The sequence below is a fragment of the bacterium genome, assembly GCA_035454885.1.
Classification (GTDB): domain Bacteria; phylum UBA10199; class UBA10199; order JACPAL01.
This window is the reverse complement of the sequence record DATIGE010000064.1, coordinates 43,144-62,281: the sequence shown is the minus strand read 5'-3', so window position 1 is coordinate 62,281 and position 19,138 is coordinate 43,144. Positions and strand designations below refer to the sequence as shown.

The window sequence follows — 19,138 nt, the reverse complement described above, 5'->3', positions numbered from 1 at the left end:
GTCATTTTCATGCCCGCACGCGTTTACAAAACCGATCTGGCGAAAGAGTCCTGGGATGCCGTCGTCATTGGTTCGGGCATCGGGGGGCTGTCCGCCGCCGCATTGCTCGCCCGCGAAGGCCGCCGCGTTCTGGTTTTGGAGAGGCACTACGTCGCCGGCGGGTTCACGCATACCTTTGAGCGCAAGGGGTACCGGTGGGACGTCGGCATCCACTACGTGGGCGAGATGCAGCGGAAAAACTCGGTCCTTCGGAAGGTCTGCGACGCCGTCTCCGGGGGAAGGCTCACCTGGGCGCCCATGCCGGAGGTCTACGACCGGGCGGTCTTTCATCAGAACGGCCGCGACGAGGTCTACGACTTCGTGGCCGGGCGCGAGAACCTCAAGTCCAGGCTTAAGGATTATTTCCCCGGAGAAGGCCCCGTGATCGATGGTTATTTTGATCTCGTGGACGAGGTGTCACGGGCCGCCCGCGGGTATTTTATGGAAAAGGCCCTTCCACCGATTCCCGCCGCCGTGGCCGCGCCCTTCCTCCGGCGCCGATTCCTCAAGCTGTCCGACCGGACGACCTGGGACGTGCTCTCGTCCTTGACGAAAAACGAGAAACTGATCGGCGTCCTGGCGTCGCAGTACGGCGACTACGGACTTCCCCCCCGCCGGTCGAGCTTCGCCATCCATGCCATCGTCGCAAGGCACTACTATGAGGGCGGTTCCTACCCGGCGGGAGGCGCGGAGTCCATCGCGGAAGCCATCTTTCCGGAGATCGAAGGCGCCGGGGGGCGCGTCTTGGTCAAGGCCGAGGTTGCGGAGATCCTGGTCGAGAACGGTAGGGCCGCGGGCGTCCGGCTCGCCAACGGGGACCGGATCGCCGCCAAGACCGTCGTGAGCGACGCGGGGGTCTTCAATACGTTCGGAAAAATGTTGCCCTCACCCCTCTCCGAATCCCTCGGCCTGACCCGGAAGCTCCGTCAGGTCTCGCCTTCTCTTGCCCACGTTTGCCTCTACATCGGACTCAAGGGCACGGCCGCGGACCACGGGCTGCCGGCGTCCAATTTTTGGGTCTATCCCGGCTATGACCACGACGCGAACATCGCAAATTACATCCGCGACCCCGAAGCCCCCCTTCCCGTCACCTATATTTCGTTTCCCTCGGCCAAGGATCCGGACTGGGACCGGAAACACCCCGGAACGGCGACGATGGAGGCCGTGGGATTCGTCCCTTATGAATGGTTCGAGAAATGGCGGGACACGCCCTGGATGAAGCGCGGCGGCGATTACGAGGGCCTGAAATCCAAATTGGCGGGCCGCCTCCTTGAAAACGTCTACCGCATGGTTCCGCAGATCCGGGGGAAGGTGGACTATTCGGAGGTATCGACCCCCCTGTCGACGCGGCATTTCGCGAATTACGATCACGGCGAAATCTACGGGCTCGATCATACGCCCGAACGCTTCCGGCTGCGTTGGTTGAGGCCCCGCACGCCGGTGGACGGCCTTTATTTGACGGGACAAGACGTCGCCTCTGTCGGTTTCGGCGGGGCGCTGATGGGAGGGGTTCTCGCGGCCTCCGTGGTGTTGGGGAAGAATGTCCTGGAAGGCATTCTCAGGAAGTGACGGAACCCGTCAGCTCAAGCGCTTGCGGAACTTCAGCACGCTCATCGTCAGGACGCCGATCGACATGACCACGAGAGGCAGGATCTGTTTCCAGAGATCCATCCACCCCAATCCCTTCAGGATGATGCCGCGCACGATGGTCAGGTAGTACGTGAGAGGGATTCCGAAGCTCAAATAATAGATCAACCGCGGCATGCTCTCCCGAGGGAAGATGAAGCCCGAAAGGAGGATCGACGGCGGCACGAGGAACATGACCATCTGGGCCGCCTGTTGCTGGTTGTTCGCCACCGTTGAGGCGAAGAGCCCCACTCCCAGGCAGACCGACAGGAAGAGGAAGGACGTGGCCATCAGCGTGAATAAATTCCCGCGGATCGGGACCGAGAAGAGGAAGCGCGCCGCCGTGACGATCAGGAGGGCGATGACCATCCCGATGCCGACGTAGGGGATCAGTTTCCCGAGCATCAGTTCCCAGCGCCGGATCGGGGTGACCAGCAGCTGCTCGATGTTCCCCCGCTCCTTCTCGCGCACGATCGCCGTGGCGGTGATCATCGGGATCAAGACCTGCAGGAGCAGGCCCACGAGTCCTGGCACCATGAAATAGACGCTTTTCAGGTCCGGGTTGTACCAGAGGCGCGGGCGGAAATCGACCGGCGCGACGGCGGCCGGCACGAGATTTTCCTTTTGCATGAAGGCTATGACGATGGCCTGGCTCGTGTTCAAGGCGGTATTGGCCGGATTCGAATCGGTGCCGTCGACCAGAAGTTGCAGAAGTGCATTGCGTCCCGCGAGGAGGTCCTTGGCGAAATCCGGCGGAATGTGCAGGGCCGCCTTGGCGTCTCCCCGGTCGAGCATCCGCTGGAGCTCCGACTGGGATCGGGCGTGTTCCCGGAAATCGAAATAGGCGGATTGCTCGAAGGCCTGCACGAGTCGGCGGCTCAAGGGGCTCCTGTCCTCGTCGAAGACGGCCGAGCGGATGTGTTTGACGTCCGTGTTGATGGCGTAGCCATAGATCGTCAACTGCATTGCGGGCATCATGATGATCATCATGAGCGTCCGCGGGTCGCGGAGGATGTGGAGGACTTCCTTCCACAGGATGGCCTTAAGGCGCCTCATCGCTGCCCTCCGTAAGCGCGGCGAAGACGTCCTCGAGAGAGGCGGCGATCGGACGGACGTTCGTGACCTCGATGTCCTCCTTCGCGGCCGCCGCCCGGATCTCTCCTTTGACCTGGGTCTCGTCGGTGACGTTCAAATGGAGCGTCGTCCCGTAGGCGGTGACGCCGGTCACGCCGTCCAACCTGCCGAAGACGCTCGACCCCTTCATGAGCGGCCGGCATTCGACCTCCAGCAATTTGCCGCCGACCTTCGTTTTCAATTCCTGCGGCGTGCCCAGGGTCAGCAGTCTTCCCCGGCTGATGAAGGCGATCTGATTGCAGCGCTCGGCCTCTTCCATGTAATGCGTCGTGACGAAGAGGGCGACGCCTCCGTGGGCGATGCGGTAGAGCACTTCCCAAAGCGCCCGGCGCGAGAGCGGGTCGATGCCGGCCGTCGGCTCGTCCAGGAAGAGGATGCGGGGCTTGTGCAGGAGGGCGTTGGCCAAGGCCAGCCTCTGCTTCCAACCGCCGGAAAGTTGATCGGCGCGATGATATTGCCAGGGCTTGAGCCCCGTCAATTCCAAGACCTCCTGCATCCGCGTCTTCAAGTCCTGTCCCGAGAGCTGATAGATGCTTCCGTAGAATTCGAGGTTCTCGTCGACCGTCAGGTCGCTGTAGAGGCTGAATTTCTGCGACATGTAACCGATGGACTCCTTGATCCTCTCGGGGTCCTCGACGACGTCGAAGCCCGCCACGCGCGCCGTTCCCGAGGTCGGCTCCAAGATGCCGCAGAGCATGCGGATGGTGGTGCTCTTGCCGGCGCCGTTGGCTCCCAGGAAGCCGAAGATCTCGCCGTACCGGATTTGAAAACTCACGTGATCGACCGCGGTGACGCCGCCGAAGAGTCGCGTGAGATCCTTGGCCTCGATGGCGATGCCGCCGGAATCGCCGCTCACGGCCGGGCCTCGAGCTTCAAGGTGACGTCGGCGGCGATGCCGGGTTTGAGCCATGGCTCGGGCCGGTCCAGCGCCACCTTCACGGCAAAGGTCTGGGTCACGCGCTCGTCTTCGGATTGAACGTTCCGCGGCGTGAATTCGGCTTGCGGGGCGATGTAGATGACCTTGCCTGGCACGTCTCTCGAGGCGCCGTCGAAGGAGATCGATGCCGGGGTTCCCAGGCGCACGCGGGCGATGCTTCCTTCGGGCACGTACACGCGCACCCAGACGCTCGCCGTGTCTCCGATGACGGCGACCGGGCCCCCGGCGGCGACGATCTCGCCGGTCTCTCGGACCTTGACCAGAACGACGCCGTCGACCGGAGAGAGGACTCTCTGGTCATCGACGTTCAAGTCCCCCTGCTCGACCGCCTGCTGAGACACGCCGCCTTGACTCAACTGTCTCTTGAGGCGCTCGATGTCCCTTTGAGCCTGTTCGAAACGGTCCAGGGTCGCCAACAGCTGGCTTTTTGTTACCTCCTGGCCTTCGTCGAAGTTCAGGGTCGTGATGCGGCCGGCCACCCGGGCGCCGACGGTATGCTCGGTCATCTCGAGGGTCCCGGAGAGCCTCAGTTCGGAATCCCGACCCAACCGGCAGCCGGAGGAAACCGACGTCAGCAAGAGAGCAAGAGCGATCGCGAGGGCTTTCATGGGCTTCCTTTCGGGTCGATCAAATCGTCGAGGCGCCCCAGGGCGTGTTCCAGTTGAACCCGCGCCAAGAGCGCGGAGGCCTCGGCCTCCCGGGTCCGGTCGCGCGCGGCGGCGGAACCGGCCTCGGCTTCGGTCAGTTCGAGGGAACTTCCGGCCCCGCTGGCCAGGCGGTCCTGCGCGAGCGCGAATCTCCGCTCGGCCTCGCTTTGATCGCTGCGCGCCGCCGCGAGCAGATAGACGGCCTGTTTGAGATTCTCGCGGGCCGTCCGGGCCTTGGCCTCGGTTTGACGGGCGGCGTCGTCCTTTCTCGCGGCGCTTTCGCGCTCGCGGCTCCGGGCCTCGCGAATGCGTCCCGAGCGCAAGCCCCCGCGAAAGAACGGAACGGTCAGCTGCCCCCCGAAGGTATAGGTTCCCTCCGAATTTGACGGCGAACTGCCGCTCGCGCCGTAGTCGGCGGCGACGGACAGGCGCGGGAAAAAATCCGCCTTTTCGACCAAGGTTTCCCTTTTACGCTGGATGGCGGTTTTTTCCGAAATGTCGACGTCCGGATGTCCGGAGACGGCCGCAGCGATCTGGTCGTCCGTCGGCTCGCCCGCTTTCGGAAAGGGATCCCCCGGAGTGAAGGCGATGGCCCGGTCCTCCGGCAGTCCGAGCGCCGCCTGGAGGTCCAATCGAGCCTCGAGGGCCCGGGTCTTCGCGGCCGCCAGGCCCTCGCGCCGATCGGCCACGTCCGATTCCAATTGAAGGACGTCCAGCTCCGTGCCCGAACCCGCGCTTTGGCCTTCGCGCGCCACGGTCAGCCTTCGCTCGGCCAAATGCAAAAGGGATTGCGCCAGCGCGATCTGATCCTGACCGCGGCGCGCCTCCAAATAGAACGATGCCGCCAGGGCCATCGCGTCCTGTTCGGCCTTCCGGCGCTCCGCCTCCGAGACGTCCCGTCCCGCCTTCATCGCGCGCAGTCTCTGGATCGCCGCGACGTCGAAGATCGCCTGGGTCGCCGACAGCCGCGCATCGAACGTGTTGAAGGGCCCAACCAACGGGTCTTGTCCGGGAATGCGGATGCCTCTGGCCTCAAGATTCGCCGTCTGCCGGACGATCGAAGCCGAACCGTTCAATTGCGGAAGAAGGACCGAACGGGCCTGGGTGATGCGGTTCAACGCCTGCCGGACGCGCTCGTCGGCGACGATCACCTCCACCTGACGCTCCAGCGCCAACGTCATGGCCTGAGACAGGCTCAGTTTGACGGGGGCGGCGCCGAGGCAGAAGAAAAAAGAGACGGCGAGAGCGGAAAAAAAAGGAGAACGTAGGGGCGAATTTCGTCTCACTGCGTCAAATATTAATTTTTTTGACGGAGACGAGGCAACCTTTTTGTGCGATAGAGCGAACATAAAATCATTCGCATGCTGGGAGGCATCGTTCAACTCGCCAACTGGACCGTCGGAAACGCCCTGGGCGTTTATTACGGCTGCGCGTCGCATCGCTCTCTGCCTGCTCTGCCCGATATCTCCGCCGTCGATCGCCGTCCGATTCACTTCTTACGCGGCATGCTTCATTTCGAGCCGGCGTCTCCGTTTTTGGGAACGCTGAGGGCTTATGGATTTCAGCCTGAAGTGTTCCGCTTCACGCGCGAGGGGGAAAGAAACCGCCTGCGCGAGTGGCGCGAGAACACTGGAGACGTCCTGCGTCATTTTATCGAGCGGCCCGAAACGCTTGGCGAGCGTCCGGTCTTCTGCGGACATTCCGCGGGCGGACTGACGGTCTATACGGTGGCGGCCTTGGCCAAGGGCGGGGATGTTGCGGCCATCCGCGACGAGTGCCCGGGCCTGGAAGGCGTCTCGCTTTCGGCCCTGGAGGCGTTGGGGAGACGGCTCTCGGAAGGGCTATTCGTGTCCTTGGCTTCGCCCTTGAGGGGCGTACGGTTGACGCGCGTCGGGCGCTGCGTGAACCGTGTCCTTGTCGAGCCCCGTCTTCCCCTTCTCTTGAGCGGCATCACGGCGCCCAACCTGGAGGCCTTTTACGGGCGCGTCCGGCGCCGGCCCGACGAGGTCATTGACGCCAACCTTGTCAGCAATGACGGCACCCCGGCTTTCCACGGCGGCTGCTTTTCAAAGATCTCCAGCCTGATCATCCAGGGTGGTATGCGCGTCTTCTCGCCCTTCCTCGATCATGGTTCGGTCAACGACGGGATTGTTCCCATGGATTCGGCGGTCCTTCGCGGGCCGGCTCAGGTCTTCGCCGGTTTCGATCATTTGAAATTGGTGGAGACCCCGGAGGCCGCGATGGTCTTGGTGGACCTGATCCGTCAGGTGGAATCGGCTCGTCATGACGGGGCTCCCCTCCCCCGGAGGATTCCCTGCCCGGTCAGTTAGCCCCCATGTGTCGATGAACGTCTAACGGCTTGCCGTGGCGGATGCCTTGGCGGCGCCTGTGGGGAGCCCGGTCTTTTCAAAGAGACGCGAGAAACGCCGTTCCTTGCGGTTCTTCCACGTTCCCCGATGATAGACGTAGCTGACGATCAATGGCATGGCGAGCGTCGCCTCTGCGTAGACCATCTGTTCCAGGGCCGTGTCCACCTTGCCCCAGGAGCTCGCTTCGCGGAGCGTCGAGCCCGAAAGCCCCCCGTCCCGCTCGTCCGCGACCGTGATCTGGACCGCGTACTTGTGCATGGGGACCTCCTTGCCCAGAAGATCCGCCGCCACGACGATGTCCTGCGCGAAGTTTTTGGGAACGCCCCCGCCGATCATGAAGAGGCCCGATTGGCCTGAATTGATCTTGATCTCCGTGAGTTCCTTAAAATCCTTGGCCGAGTCGATCGACACGTGCCGGTCCGGGTTCTTGGTCTGATGCATGACGAGGCCGAAGCCCGCGCTGCAGTCCGAGAAGGCCGGGCAAAAGATGGGCACGTCGTTCTTGTAGGCCGAATGCACGATCGAGGGGATCTTCTTGCCCAGACCGTCGAGGTAGCGCCCCATCTCGCGGATGAACTCGCGCGAGGAATACGGCCGGGGCGGGAGTTCGTCCGCGATCTTGCCGGTGGTTTCGTCGCAGACGCGCAGCTCGTCCTCGTCGATGAAGGTGTCGTAGATGCGGTCGATGTGGAGATCCCGCATGAGGTTGTCGTCCACGGCCGGCGAGCCGATGTAGTGTTTGAACCCGAGTCCCTCGAAGAAGTCCTGATCGACGATGTTGGCGCCGGTGGAAACGATGGCGTCGACCATGCGGCTCTCGACCATGTCGACGACGACCTGCTTGAGTCCCGCGCTGACGATGGAGCCGGCGAGGCAGAGGATGACGGCGGCGTCGGGGTCGGCGACCATCCGATCGAAGATTTGCGCCCCCCGGTGGAGGTTGCGGGCCTGGAAAGCCAAACCCTGCAGGGAGTCGACATACCCGGTGAGATCGTGCTTCTTGACGTCGATGTGCTCGATGGGGCGCTTCAGGTAGTCGGATTTGGATGGCATAGGTGAGCCCCATAACGTGAGAGGTTTTTGGTGGCAAGATTCATCTTTCCAAGGGCTCAAAAAAGTGGAAAATAGAATAATATCAAGGAGAACCAATGATTAAAAAAGGCTCCACCGTGAAGATCCATTACACGCTTTCCGTCGACGGCGTGATCCTCGACAGCTCGGCCGAGGGGGACCCCTTGGTCTACGTCCAGGGATCGGGACAGATCATCCCCGGACTCGAGTACGAGCTCGAGGGGCTCAAGGCCGGCGACAAGAAGGAGGTCACGGTCGCGCCCGAGAAGGGTTACGGCTCCGTGGACCCCAACGCCTTTCAAAAGGTGCCTCGGGGCGCCTTCGAAAACGCGAAGGATCTCAAGGTGGGCGACATGGTGAGCGGCCAGATGGGCGAACAGGTGTTCAACGCGGTCGTCTCGGACTTGAGCCTGGAAGAGATCACGCTCGACTTTAATCACCCGCTGGCGGGCAAGGTGCTTCGTTTCGCGGTCGAAGTGGTCGATGTCACCGCCTGACGATGGCCCCGCCGTCGTACCATGCCGTGCGCGTCGGCGCATCCCTGGAAGAAACGGACCTCCTGCAAGGGCGTCTTTACGATTTGGGTTGTCTGGGGCTCGAGGAGTCCGAAAAGGACGGCAGGGTCGTTCTCAAGGCCTATTTTGACGCCCGGGTCCCCCTCGCCGAATTCTTGGAAATTTTACAACGCCGGTTGCCGGACGCCTCCATCCTGGACGCGACGACCATCGGTCTGACCGACGCGACGTTTCTCCCCGCCCCTTTCGAGCCGTTTCCGCTCGTCTCCAGCGTCCGGGTCGTTCCGCCGAAGGAACTACAAGGAAGTTCCCCCGACGCGGTACGCTCGGCGAACGACATCGTCCTCATGCCAGGTCCGGCCTTCGGGACGGGGAGGCATGAGACCACGAGGCTCGTTGCGCGGGCCCTCTGGCACTTGGTTCCGCCGCCCGCCTCGGCGCTGGATGTGGGGACCGGCAGCGGCATCCTCGCGATCCTGGCCAAGAAAATGGGAATTCCCAGGGTTGAGGCCGTCGAGATCTCGGAGGAAGCCATCGAGAATGCCCGGGGGAATTTTCTCAGAAACGGCTGCGCGACGATCCCGCTCCTGCGCTCCGTGACGGAGGCGTCCGGGCCTTATGAGGCCGTTTTGGGCAACCTGCTCACGCCGACGATCCTGCATCTCAAGGCCGAGTTGCTCCGGGTTCTCGCGCCGAAGGGCCGGATGATCCTCTCCGGAATCACGCACGATGAAGCCGGTCAAGTCGAGGAAGCCTTCCGCGGTTTCCGGCTCCTGGAGCGGAACGACGCCGAGGATTGGTGTTGCCTGACGCTCGCGCGCCCGGATTGATCTTGGCATTGCGAGATCCCTTGACTTCGACCCGTCGAAACGCAAGTTAAGGGAGCATGCGTCATTTTTTCCGTTGCCTGTCGGTTTTTGCGCTCGTGATGGCCGCCGGCTGCGCCTCCAAACAGCCCCCGACAAGGGCCAAGGCGCCGGAGGCCGCGAAACCTTCCCTGACCGGACTCCAGCAGGCCCTCGAGGTTTACAAGAGAATCGCCTCCAACGGGGGCTGGCCGACGGTTTCCGCAACCAAGCTTCAGAAGGGTGATACGGGAGCGGGGGTCCTCTCTCTGAGAAAGCGTCTCGCGGTGACCGGAGATCTTCCAAAGGGAAAACAGGACGGAAACGTCTTTGACGACGACGTCGAACAGGCGCTGATGCGATTTCAGGAACGGCACGGCTTCGACCCGGACGGCGTCGCCGGCAAAGAGACCTTGGCGGCCTTGAACGTCCCCGTCGAGGACCGCGTCCGGCAGCTCCAAGTCGGCCTCGCCGCGCGGGAGCGTCTGCCCAAGGATTTGGGAGACCCCGCCGTCATCGTCAACGTCCCGGACTACCGCTTGAAGGTGATCGATGGAGGCAAGAAGGCCCTCGAGATGAAAGTCGTCTTGGGGCAACGCAAGGAGTGGCAAACCCCCCTCTTGGACAGCCAGATCAAGTACCTGATTTTCAATCCCAAGTGGAACGTCCCCGACGGTATCTTTGAGAAGGAAATGATCCACCACCTGCGGAAGAATCCGGACTATCTGGCTAAGAACAACATGGTGGTTTTGGGAAATGTGGACGGGAAGACCCAGGCGGTCGACGCCGCGACCATCGACTGGACGAAGGTCAGCGCCAGAAACCCGGGCTACCGGATCGTCCAGCGCGAGGGAGCCGGCAATTCGCTGGGCCGGGTCAAGTTCATGTTTCCGAATCCCTACGCCGTCTATCTGCACGACACCCCGCAGAAGGGCTTCTTCAAGCGGCAAATGCGGGCCTTGAGCCACGGATGCGTGCGTGTCGAGAAGCCGATGGAACTTGCCGAATATCTTCTCAAGGACGATCCGGAATGGCCGCGCGAAAAGATCGAAAAAGCCATCGCCTCGCGCAGGAATCGGGACGTCCCGTTGCCGAAGCCGGTCGACGTCCATATCATCTACATCACCACTTGGGTGGACGATCAGGGCCGCGTCAACTTCCGAGACGACGTCTATGGCAAGGACGCCGAGCTCGCCTCCGAACTGGGCCTCTAACCAGCCACGGACTCCCATTCGGTGGTTACAATTCGAATCTCTGATACCGCGCCTCGCAGGCGAAGCCGCGGCTGGCCTCCAAGACGCCCTCCTTGGGATGGAGGACGGCGGAGGCGATGGTGTCGCTGGTGGGATGGTGCCGGCAGATCGTGCCCAGGGCGCCTTTTCCGTTTCCGTTGTGGTCGGCCAGGAACTTTTTGACGTCCTCGACGCCCATTCTTTTCCCCGAAGCGAGGAGTTTATCGAAACGTCGTCGGCGTTCCCAATTGGCCTGGTGGATGGCGACTCCGGCGAAAAACTTCGGGTACTTCCTCGGATTGAAGACCGCGTCCTGCGGGACCTCGATCTCCTTGAGTTCCGGGATCTGATACTCGTTGAGCGTCAGGCTCACGCCGTTTTCGGGCCTCCGCACGCCGAAACGGCCGCAGGCGAGTTCAAGCGCGAACACGCCGCCCTGCGCGTCGACCACCGTCGCCATCGATCCGTTCGAGAACTTGGTTTGCTCGAAGAGGCGGGCAGCGGCCTCGGCGTCCGCGCAGCGATCCAGGGCTTGCTGGACCATGAGGGTCGGAGGAACCCCGTCGTTCGCGGGCTCGACCGAAAAGGCGTGGTTCAGGGAGATCGCGAGCCCGGCGTCGTTCACCCCGGCGATCGAGCCTGCGATCGAGGGGTACGTGAGCTGGACGGAACGGTGGCCGTTCCGGGGCTCGGATCGGCGGACGAGCAGGTGACCCTTCAGAAAGTCGGGAAAGTCGTGGTTGTAGCCGATCAACGGCGAGCCGGTCTTGGACCGCGTCTTCCCCATGCCGAGGGATGTGCAACCCATCACGTACTGGAAGGTCGCCATCATCGTTTCGACGCTCATCATCCCCAGGAGAAGCGTCAGGCGGAGGCCTGAACCCTCGGAGATGCCCCGGAGCCGCTCGAACTGGTCGGCGGAATGCTTCCAGAGACTGGCGAAATGCCGGCTCCGCACATGGATCCCCTTCAGCGTGAGCAGCGTCTTGAGCGTCGGGATCCCGGCGAATTTGAACCATCGAGGGACGTAGCGGTTGTCGACCAAGGCCCTCAGAACGCCTTCCGCGTGCGGTTTCAGCCATCGGCCTTGCGCGAGACCCATCTCATAGGGCGAACCCGCGCATTCGATCTCAACGAAGGGTTTTTCGCGCATCAACGGATCTTAACGCGAACGGCGCGAATTCAACAAGCTGCTAGTTCGGCACGGGTGAGGAGGCGCGATAGGTCTGATTCCCCATCTTGTAGGTCAGATGGATCTCTTCGGCGCGCTTGGAGCCCGGCCATTTCTTCTTAGGGGGAAAATAGGCGATTCCGGCGACTTTCAAACCCGCCGGAAAGAGATGGTTCCGCATGATGTCGTCGATGACGATGTCCCGGGCGGCGCCTTCGGCGCCCGCCTCCCCGACCGTGCCCGCGATGGCGCTGCCGGCGCCCACGCCCACGGCGGCGTAACCCAGCTCTTCGTGGCCGCTGATGAGCCCGCCCAATCCCAGGCCGCCGGCCGCGATGCCCCCGAGGATCGCTCCCGTCTTGGCTTTGTTGTGGATCTGCGAGCGGACCTCCCCCTGATTGAGCGAGGCGACGGCGTATCCGTCCGAGTTTTCGAGAAAGACCGTACAGCACTCAAACTGGGCGTCCGTGTCGCCGTTGTTCTGGATGGCGATCTGGACCTCGGTCCAGCTTCCCTTGGAATTCACCTTGATCACGTCCAGGGAGAGCGGACCCTCCGCGCCTGCGGAGGCCAGGGCCGGAAAGAGGGTCATGGCCAGGAAGAAGGTCAAACGTCTCGATTTCATCTCTAACCTCCAATCATGAAGTCTATACTTTTTGACACGGGATGGACAGACTTTGCGTCCTTTGCTAAGCGGCGGCGGGTGGCCCACTTCGACATTCATCCGTTGGATCTTTGGTCCCTGACCCGCGAGATCGGCGTCGCCGGATTCGTCGACATCGCGTTCATGTCGATGATCCTCTACGCCGTCTTCGTCTGGTTCAAACGGAGACGGGCCTTCTTCGTGTTGGCGGGCATCGCGATCGTCGGCCTGGTCTACCTCTTGGCCCACGAGTTCGGACTGATCCTGACCTCCTTCGTCCTCCAGTCGTTCTTCGCCGTGATCCTGATCGCGGTCATCATTATCTTTCAGGAGGAGCTGAAGTATTTCTTTGAGCAGGTGGCCGTGTGGAGCCTGAACCGCAAGTTCAGGGGGTCGAGCGCGCCGTCGTCCCAGACGCCCCGGGTCGTCGACATTCTCACCAACACGCTGACGGACCTGTCCGGCCAGAGGATCGGCGCCTTGGTCGTCCTCAAGGGCATGGGGACCATCGACCGTCACATTACCGGCGGGTTCGGGTTGAACGGCGACCTGAGCGAACCCCTCCTCAAGAGCATTTTTGATCCGCATTCCGTGGGACACGACGGGGCGGTGTTGGTCGACGGCGAGCGCGTGGTCCGCTTCGGTTGCCAACTGCCTCTGGCGAAGGATTTCTCGCGCTCGGGCCGCGGCGGCATGAGGCATGCGGCGGCGGTGGGCATCTCGGAGGTGAGCGACGCCCTGTGCCTGGTCGTGTCGGAGGAGACGGGACGGGTTTCGGCCGCGGTTGGGGGGCGCCTGGAGGATTTGGGCGCTCCGGGCGAAGCGCGCCGCCTTCGCGCCGTCCTGGAAAAATTCTACGCCGATCTCGCTCCGTCCAAGAAGCGGAGCTTCCTGGCGAATCTCTTCGTCCGGAATTTCCGAGAAAAGGCGTTCTCACTCCTCATCACGCTGGCGCTTTGGTACGCCGTCGTGCACGAGACCCGCATCATCCACCGGACCTTCGTCCTCCCCGTCGAGTACACCGATCCCTCTCCGGAACTGTACGTCGAGTCGGTCGAGCCCAAAGTCGTCTCGGTGACCTTCTCCGGGCCCCGCCATGCCTTCCAGTTTATGGATCCCAATGAGATACGCGCCGTCCTCAAGCTCTACAATTATGGCCGCGGCGAATGGTCGGTGTCTCTCTCCGATGCGAACATGACCGTACCACCCGGGACGATCCTGGAGGACATCGATCCGACGATGGTTCTGGTCGAAATCGAGGCCAAGTAGTAAAATAATTTGGTGAGGACATCGGCTCTTCTGGCAACCTTATGCGTGTTTTTGGCGCCGACGGTTTGTGCCGACGAGCCCCTCCCTGCGCCCGAGTTCAAGACCGTGTGTTCCCAGAACGGTTTTTTCTGCGCCGGAATGAATCCGGAACAGCGCGTCACGACCGTCTACCGCCGACGCGCCGGGGGCATCCAGGAGCCCTTGTGGTCGATGCCCGGCTGGTTCCGTGTGGCCTCCCTCTCCAACGACGGCGAATACCTGGTGACCGGCTTCGACGGCGTGAATCTTCTCCCGCTCGACTTCAAAAAGGACCAGGTCATGCTTTCCTTTTACGACCGGGGGAGGCTGATCCGTCAGGTGCGGTTGAACGAGATGATCCCCGACTTTTCAAAGCTCAAGAAAACCGTCTCCCACTACCAGTGGGGCCAATATCTCGGACTGAACCCCGAGGATCATTACGTCGTGGAGCTTGCCGGCGGGCAATGGCTCCTCTTCAATGTCCGCACGGGCCTGCCCATCAAGTAAATTTCCATTCCTCGAGGATGCGCTCCGCCGTTTTATGAGCCTCCCGGAATCTGTTTCCGCGGGATTTTCGATGAGCACGGAGTGCAAAGAGGATCTGCACCGAGCCGAAGGCCGTAATGGCCCCGGGGAGGCTGACGGGGAGAACAAAGGCCGCCGCCGCCGCCCCCAACACCAGCGAGACTCCCAAATGGAAAAGGCTAAGACGGCTCATGGTCCCCTCCCTGTCTTCCATGATCCAGCGTGCTGGATGACGTGCCGCGGGAAGCGGCCTCCTTGTGTCTTTGAAGCCTGCGCAGGAACTCGATCTCCACCTGGTGATCGAGCGACACGTCCGGGCCTCCTTCCTGGGAGACAAGGCGGGCGGCCGCTTGGAAGGCGTCGTCGTCGATGCGGCTCAAGTTGAGGATTTCGCACCGGCCCCTGATATCTTCGTAGGCCCCTTTTTTGACCCGGTAGTCCTCTTCCACGGAGACGAGCTCCTCCTCGCAGGCCTTCGATCTCCGGGACAGATCCTCGAGGGCGCTCTTGGCCGTCAGAAGTTTGCGGATGAGGTTCTTGGCGATGTCCTCCCTCTTCTCGCTCATGGCGAACTCAATGTCGTTTTCGAGGGCCGACAGAATCGCCTCGCTGGCGATCAGGTGGTCCTTCATCTTCGCGATCTGCGATCGGCGGATGCCCAGGTCCGCCTCCATTTTTTCCAGTTCTTCCTCCATGTCGCGCAAGGCCTGGGCGAGGACCCACTTGGGGGCCTCGAGCCCCTCCACGAGGGCGTGGGCGTCGGACTTGACGAGACGTTTGATTCGGTAGGCAAGTGACATAATTCCTCCCTAGTTTGACTGTCTCTGTTGTTGAATCCCCTGGTACTGGTAGCCCTTCGAGAGACGTTTCGATTTCACCGACGCGTCCGGCCCGTTGAAGGCGTCCCTCACCTCGTCCTCCATCTTCTTCAGGTCGTCCAATTGGGCCTTCATTTCCGGAACGGGCGCCGCGGCGTAGGCCTCCTCAAGCTTGGCGCGGTGGGCGCTGATGGTCCCCAGGGCCCCTTCCCGGTCGCCGGAACGGACCTTGTCCGCGTTGTCCTTCAGGAGCCTTCCGTAATTGTTTTTGGTCCAGGCCTCCTTGTAGACGCCGGGGACAATCGACGCCGTCGCTTCCTCCCTCTTTTCCTGCGGCAGGCAGGCGACCTTCAGGTCCGATCCGAAAAGAGGGACGGTATAGCCCTGCTCCTTCACGGCATAGGAAACCGTCGCCGACCCGAGTGGCTTCGTGTAAAGGGCGTCGGTCGGGAGCTTGAGCGTGACGAAGAGGGTCTTTTTCTGTCCTGCGTAAAGGTGGCCTGGCCGGATGACGGCCACCCCCGCCTCCTTTTCAATCGGGTAACCGGAGGCCTCGACGGCCTCGATGCCGGAACTCAAGTCCAGCTTCACCTTGATCTGGCTCGCATAGATGCGGCTTGCCCCGTAGAACTCCTGGGCCAGGACCTTGTCGAGGGAGGAAAGGTCCTCCAGGAAGGTGTAGTTGCCGGTCCCGTGGTCGGCGATCGAGGCCATGAGGTCTTCGTTGAAGTCCAATCCGACGCCGATGGTGGAGAGGGCGAACTCGCCGCTCACCGCTCGCGCCGCGATGCGTCCCAACTCCGCCGTGTCCGTGATGCCTTCGTTGGCCAAACCGTCCGAGAGAAGTATCATTCGCTGGGCTCGCGAAGCGGTCCCTTCGGGATGGCCCGTCCTCCGGCCGGCGGACTGGATCGCGTCGATGCCGGCGATGAGCCCGCCGCCCAGGTTGGTGCCGTCCCTGGGCGTGATCCGCAGGACTTCGCCCCGAAAGCGGTCCTTGGCGGATTCGGAGACTTCGGTCAGCGGAATCGGCGTTTCGACGACACTGTCGAAGTCCACGAGCGCGAACCGGTCGCCCGTCTTCAGTTGGTTGATGAGCGACCCGATCGCCTTTTGGGCGAACTCCATCTTGCGGTAGTCCGCCATGCTGCCGCTGCGGTCGAGGACGATCACGAAGTCGGTTGGGCGGCGCGCGCGGGAAAGATCGGACGCCTCCGGGGCCTCCAGATCAACCTCGAGATAGACCAGTCCGTCCGAGCCCTGGACCACCTTGGTCTGCGAGAGGTTCGAGCGGACCTTGACGTGGCCTCCGGCCGCGCCCTGGGTCTTCCAGCCGGTGTCCGCAGGGCCGGCCGGCGCCGCCCGATGTGACGACGCCCGGCCGACCGCCCCGTAGACGATGAGCCCCGCCAAAAGAACGGCCACAAGGGCTTGGCCGATCCGGCGGGGGTGAAGATTGAATTTGGGGTTCATAAGAGGTCTCCTTTTGACGGCCATCTTACGGTGATCCCCGCGGGACGGTAGGCCCAGGCCGGTAAAAACTTGAAGGATCGCTTTACAAACCTTTTACAACCTCAAGAGATGGAATTAAGGTAACTTCCTAACCATGCCGAAACCTTCGATTTTGATCGTGGAGGATGAGGAGTCGATTCGCAAAGGTCTCTGCGACGTCTTCATCTACAACGGTTACGACGTCGACGCGGCCTCCGACGGCAAGGAAGGCCTGAAGAAAGCCCAGTCGGGCCGCTATCACCTGGTCATCCTCGACATTATGCTTCCGGGGCTCGACGGGCTTGCGGTTTGCAACGAGATCCGCAAACTCGACCGGGCCCAGCCCATCATCATGTTGACGGCGAAGGGAGACGAGGAGGACGTGATTCGGGGGTTGAAGCTCGGCGCCGACGATTATATCCCAAAGCCCTTCTCGGTTCGCGAGCTCGTGGCGCGCGTGGAGGCCGTCCTGCGCCGGAGCCGCAAACTGACGGAAGAGAAGGAAAAGGTCGTCTGGAAGGGGCTGGAGATTGATCCGAGAAACCTCGTGGCCACGATCGACGGGCGCTCGATCGAGCTGACCCGCCGCGAGGTGGACATCCTCCGGTACCTCATCCAGTGCTGCGACCGTCCCGTCAGCCGTCAGGAACTTTTGAAGGAGGTTTGGGGCTACGGCAACGCCCACATGGAGACGCGGACCGTCGACATCCACATCACCAAACTGCGCCGTAAGGTTGAAAGAAATGCCGAAGAGCCGGCGATGATCCTCACCATCCGCGGTGAAGGATACAAAATTGGACGCGTGTGACACGTCTCCGCCTCCAATTCATCCTCTTCTTCATCCTCCTGGCGGGAAGTTTGGGTTTTTTCGTCTGGAATTCCTACCGCCAGCTGGGTCGCGAAGAGCGGGAGCTTTGGCGGGGGCAGGCGGAGAAGGTCTACAACCAGATGCAGGCGGCGGTGAGCGATTTTCTGACCGCCGAGGACGGGCGTCGCTGGAGCGATTACCGTTTTTGGGGCACCTTGACCCCCGACAAGTACCCCAAGCAGCTCGTTGGATTTTCCCCCCTCTCCCGCCTTCCCCAGGACGACGCGCGCGGCTTGATCGGTTATTTTCAGATCGACCCGGACGGCGAGTTTTCGACGCCCTATCTTCCCGAAGGATGGCCCACCGGGATGGACTCCCTCATTCATCGGCCTCAAGGGCGGCGCGAGATCTTTCAGAAGCTGCAAGACATGACCTCTTCCCTGCGGGCGGGCAAGGAGCCGAAGGGTGCCATGTTTCGGGTGCCCGGATACGTCGAATTGGGAGATCTCAAAAAGAGCCTCGCCGGGGCCATGGACGACTTCGATCGCGGGAACGTTCAGAAGGACGTTCGCGACGTCGCAGAGGCCGAGTTGGCCCAGGGCGTCGGCAAGGCGTCGGTCGCCCGCTCCAAGAACGTGTACCCCAATCCCATCCAGGAACAGGCGGTCCAATTGGAGAAACGAAAGATGTCATCGGCCAAGGTCGCCCTGGCGCCCAAAAAGGAGGAAGCGCCTCCCCCGGCGCCGGCCTCCCCTCCCGCCGTTTCAGCCTCGGCCCCCGCTCAGGAAGGTTACGCCGGAGCCGCGACCTCGAAACCGGCCGAGCCCGAGCGGCGTCCGGAAGTCACGCTCCCCCAATCCGTCCTCGCGGATCCGTTTCAGGCCCGTCTGGTCGACGAGCAGTATCTCCTCTTCTATCGAAAGGTCTGGGTGGATCACCGTCAGTACCTGCAAGGGTTCGCGGTGGATCTCGAGAAATTCTATTCATGGCTGATGGACCAGAGTTTCGCCAACTCCGAGCTCCCCGAATTCGCCCTGGCCCGGCTGGAGCTGGGAGACCGGACCTTGGCCCAATACGGCATCGTGGATTTGGCGCTGTATGGCCTGCCGCCCTTTTTCAAGCGTTCCCTCGGTTACCCCCTCAATCTTTTCGACTGGGGCGTTTATGCGTCGGTGCTGCCGCGCATCGGCACGCGGTGGTTCCTGAACGCTCTCTCCGCGGCGGTTGTCCTGCTCGCGACGATCGGCCTCTACCTTATTTACCGCACGGCCGCCTCCCAGGTGGCTTATTCGCAAAAGCGGCAGGACTTCGTCTCGGCGGTCACCCATGAGCTCAAGACGCCTTTGACGTCCATTCGGATGTACGCGGAAATGTTGGAGGACGGCTGGGCCAAGGACGAGGACAAGATATCGGAATATTACCGCCAGATCAGCAAGGAAAGCGGGCGGTTGTCTCGCCTGATCGAGAATGTGCTTCAATTGGCCCGTCTGGAAAAGAAAACCTACAAGTTGAATCTCAAGAAGGATGTTCCAACGGCTGATTTTAAAGAGCTGTGTGGTGAACTGAAAGGTATCGCCGAACGGCCAGGCTTCGCCCTGTCATGGAAGGCGGACGAGGACCTTCCTCCCCTTCTCTACGACCCCGAGGCGATCAAACAGATCTTCCTGTCTCTCCTGGATAACAGCCTCAAATTCGGTTCCGGCTCAGCCGACAAGTCGCTGGAGGCCTCTCTGGAGCGGAAGGGCGACCGTGTTGTTTGGCTCTGGAGGGATCGCGGGCCCGGCATTCCTGACAAGGAGCTGTCGCGTGTTTTTGAGAATTTTTACCGGGTCGAGAACGAGATGACGCGCAAGACCCAAGGTACGGGCATCGGGCTCGCGATGAGCCGGATGCTGGCCCATGCGATGGGCGCCGAGATTCGAGCCCGGAACCGCGAGGGAGGCGGGCTTGAGGTGGTGCTTGAATTTCCAGCGGCTTGAT

General features: G+C 62.1%; 18 protein-coding genes. 9 read left to right on the top strand and 9 right to left on the bottom strand.

The window, feature by feature from the left end; all coding sequences use genetic code 11:
* Positions 1–9 precede the first annotated feature (9 nt).
* Positions 10–1,608, top strand: a complete 1,599-nt coding sequence (locus VLJ37_11135; protein HSA60225.1) for an NAD(P)/FAD-dependent oxidoreductase — start codon at positions 10–12, stop codon at positions 1,606–1,608.
* Between the two features lie 9 nt (positions 1,609–1,617).
* Here VLJ37_11135 and VLJ37_11130 read toward each other — a convergent pair whose 3' ends face one another.
* Genes VLJ37_11130 through VLJ37_11115 form a run of 4 tightly spaced genes read right to left on the bottom strand, consistent with a single transcriptional unit; the run spans position 1,618 to position 5,669 of the window.
* Entirely contained in the window at positions 1,618–2,721 is a 1,104-nt protein-coding gene (locus tag VLJ37_11130; GenBank protein ID HSA60224.1) for an ABC transporter permease, read from the bottom strand.
* Entirely contained in the window at positions 2,708–3,655 is a 948-nt protein-coding gene (locus VLJ37_11125; protein HSA60223.1) for an ABC transporter ATP-binding protein, read from the bottom strand. The genes VLJ37_11130 and VLJ37_11125 overlap by 14 nt, the downstream gene beginning before the upstream one ends.
* On the bottom strand, positions 3,652–4,344 hold the full coding sequence (locus tag VLJ37_11120) for an HlyD family efflux transporter periplasmic adaptor subunit (GenBank protein HSA60222.1): 693 nt from the start codon (positions 4,342–4,344) through the stop codon (positions 3,652–3,654). The genes VLJ37_11125 and VLJ37_11120 overlap by 4 nt, the downstream gene beginning before the upstream one ends.
* The gene (locus tag VLJ37_11115; protein HSA60221.1) at positions 4,341–5,669 is read right to left on the bottom strand and encodes a TolC family protein; all 1,329 of its coding nucleotides are present in this window, start codon (positions 5,667–5,669) and stop codon (positions 4,341–4,343) included. Before VLJ37_11115 ends, VLJ37_11120 begins: the two co-directional genes overlap by 4 nt.
* 75 nt (positions 5,670–5,744) lie before the next feature.
* Here VLJ37_11115 and VLJ37_11110 point away from each other — a divergent pair, with 75 nt between their 5' ends.
* On the top strand, positions 5,745–6,713 hold the full coding sequence (locus VLJ37_11110) for a hypothetical protein (GenBank protein HSA60220.1): 969 nt from the start codon (positions 5,745–5,747) through the stop codon (positions 6,711–6,713).
* Positions 6,714–6,734: 21 nt separating this feature from the next.
* On the opposite strand, the gene VLJ37_11105 is transcribed toward VLJ37_11110, so the two are convergent.
* The gene (locus tag VLJ37_11105; protein HSA60219.1) at positions 6,735–7,805 is read right to left on the bottom strand and encodes a deoxyhypusine synthase; all 1,071 of its coding nucleotides are present in this window, start codon (positions 7,803–7,805) and stop codon (positions 6,735–6,737) included.
* Positions 7,806–7,900: 95 nt separating this feature from the next.
* On the opposite strand from VLJ37_11105, the gene VLJ37_11100 reads away from it, so the two are divergent.
* Genes VLJ37_11100 through VLJ37_11090 form a run of 3 tightly spaced genes read left to right on the top strand, consistent with a single transcriptional unit; the run spans position 7,901 to position 10,397 of the window.
* Positions 7,901–8,320, top strand: a complete 420-nt coding sequence (locus VLJ37_11100) for a peptidylprolyl isomerase (protein HSA60218.1) — start codon at positions 7,901–7,903, stop codon at positions 8,318–8,320.
* A gap of 2 nt (positions 8,321–8,322) precedes the next feature.
* Positions 8,323–9,168, top strand: coding sequence for a 50S ribosomal protein L11 methyltransferase (locus VLJ37_11095; GenBank protein HSA60217.1), 846 nt, complete (start codon positions 8,323–8,325; stop codon positions 9,166–9,168).
* Between the two features lie 56 nt (positions 9,169–9,224).
* On the top strand, positions 9,225–10,397 hold the full coding sequence (locus tag VLJ37_11090; protein ID HSA60216.1) for a L,D-transpeptidase family protein: 1,173 nt from the start codon (positions 9,225–9,227) through the stop codon (positions 10,395–10,397).
* Between the two features lie 25 nt (positions 10,398–10,422).
* Here the strand turns inward: VLJ37_11090 and VLJ37_11085 are convergent, their stop codons facing one another.
* Together VLJ37_11085 and VLJ37_11080 are read right to left on the bottom strand one after the other, a co-directional pair.
* Positions 10,423–11,568 (bottom strand): C45 family peptidase, encoded by a 1,146-nt coding sequence (locus VLJ37_11085; GenBank protein HSA60215.1) that lies wholly within the window; start codon positions 11,566–11,568, stop codon positions 10,423–10,425.
* A 40-nt stretch (positions 11,569–11,608) separates the two neighbouring features.
* A complete protein-coding gene (locus tag VLJ37_11080; GenBank protein HSA60214.1) occupies positions 11,609–12,211 on the bottom strand; it encodes a hypothetical protein in 603 nt (200 codons plus the stop codon).
* A 78-nt stretch (positions 12,212–12,289) separates the two neighbouring features.
* Here VLJ37_11080 and VLJ37_11075 point away from each other — a divergent pair, with 78 nt between their 5' ends.
* A complete protein-coding gene (locus tag VLJ37_11075; GenBank protein HSA60213.1) occupies positions 12,290–13,498 on the top strand; it encodes a diadenylate cyclase in 1,209 nt (402 codons plus the stop codon).
* 51 nt (positions 13,499–13,549) lie between these two features.
* Complete coding sequence (locus tag VLJ37_11070) at positions 13,550–14,023, top strand: hypothetical protein (protein ID HSA60212.1); 474 nt, start codon at positions 13,550–13,552, stop codon at positions 14,021–14,023.
* Positions 14,024–14,220: 197 nt separating this feature from the next.
* Here VLJ37_11070 and VLJ37_11065 read toward each other — a convergent pair whose 3' ends face one another.
* A complete protein-coding gene (locus VLJ37_11065) occupies positions 14,221–14,841 on the bottom strand; it encodes a PspA/IM30 family protein (GenBank protein HSA60211.1) in 621 nt (206 codons plus the stop codon).
* 9 nt (positions 14,842–14,850) lie between these two features.
* Positions 14,851–16,332, bottom strand: coding sequence for a VWA domain-containing protein (locus VLJ37_11060; protein ID HSA60210.1), 1,482 nt, complete (start codon positions 16,330–16,332; stop codon positions 14,851–14,853).
* Between the two features lie 133 nt (positions 16,333–16,465).
* Between VLJ37_11060 and VLJ37_11055 the strand changes: the two genes are divergently transcribed.
* Both VLJ37_11055 and VLJ37_11050 read left to right on the top strand, forming a co-directional pair.
* Positions 16,466–17,158 (top strand): response regulator transcription factor, encoded by a 693-nt coding sequence (locus VLJ37_11055; GenBank protein ID HSA60209.1) that lies wholly within the window; start codon positions 16,466–16,468, stop codon positions 17,156–17,158.
* Entirely contained in the window at positions 17,155–19,137 is a 1,983-nt protein-coding gene (locus VLJ37_11050) for a HAMP domain-containing sensor histidine kinase (GenBank protein HSA60208.1), read from the top strand. The genes VLJ37_11055 and VLJ37_11050 overlap by 4 nt, the downstream gene beginning before the upstream one ends.
* Position 19,138: the final 1 nt, after the last annotated feature.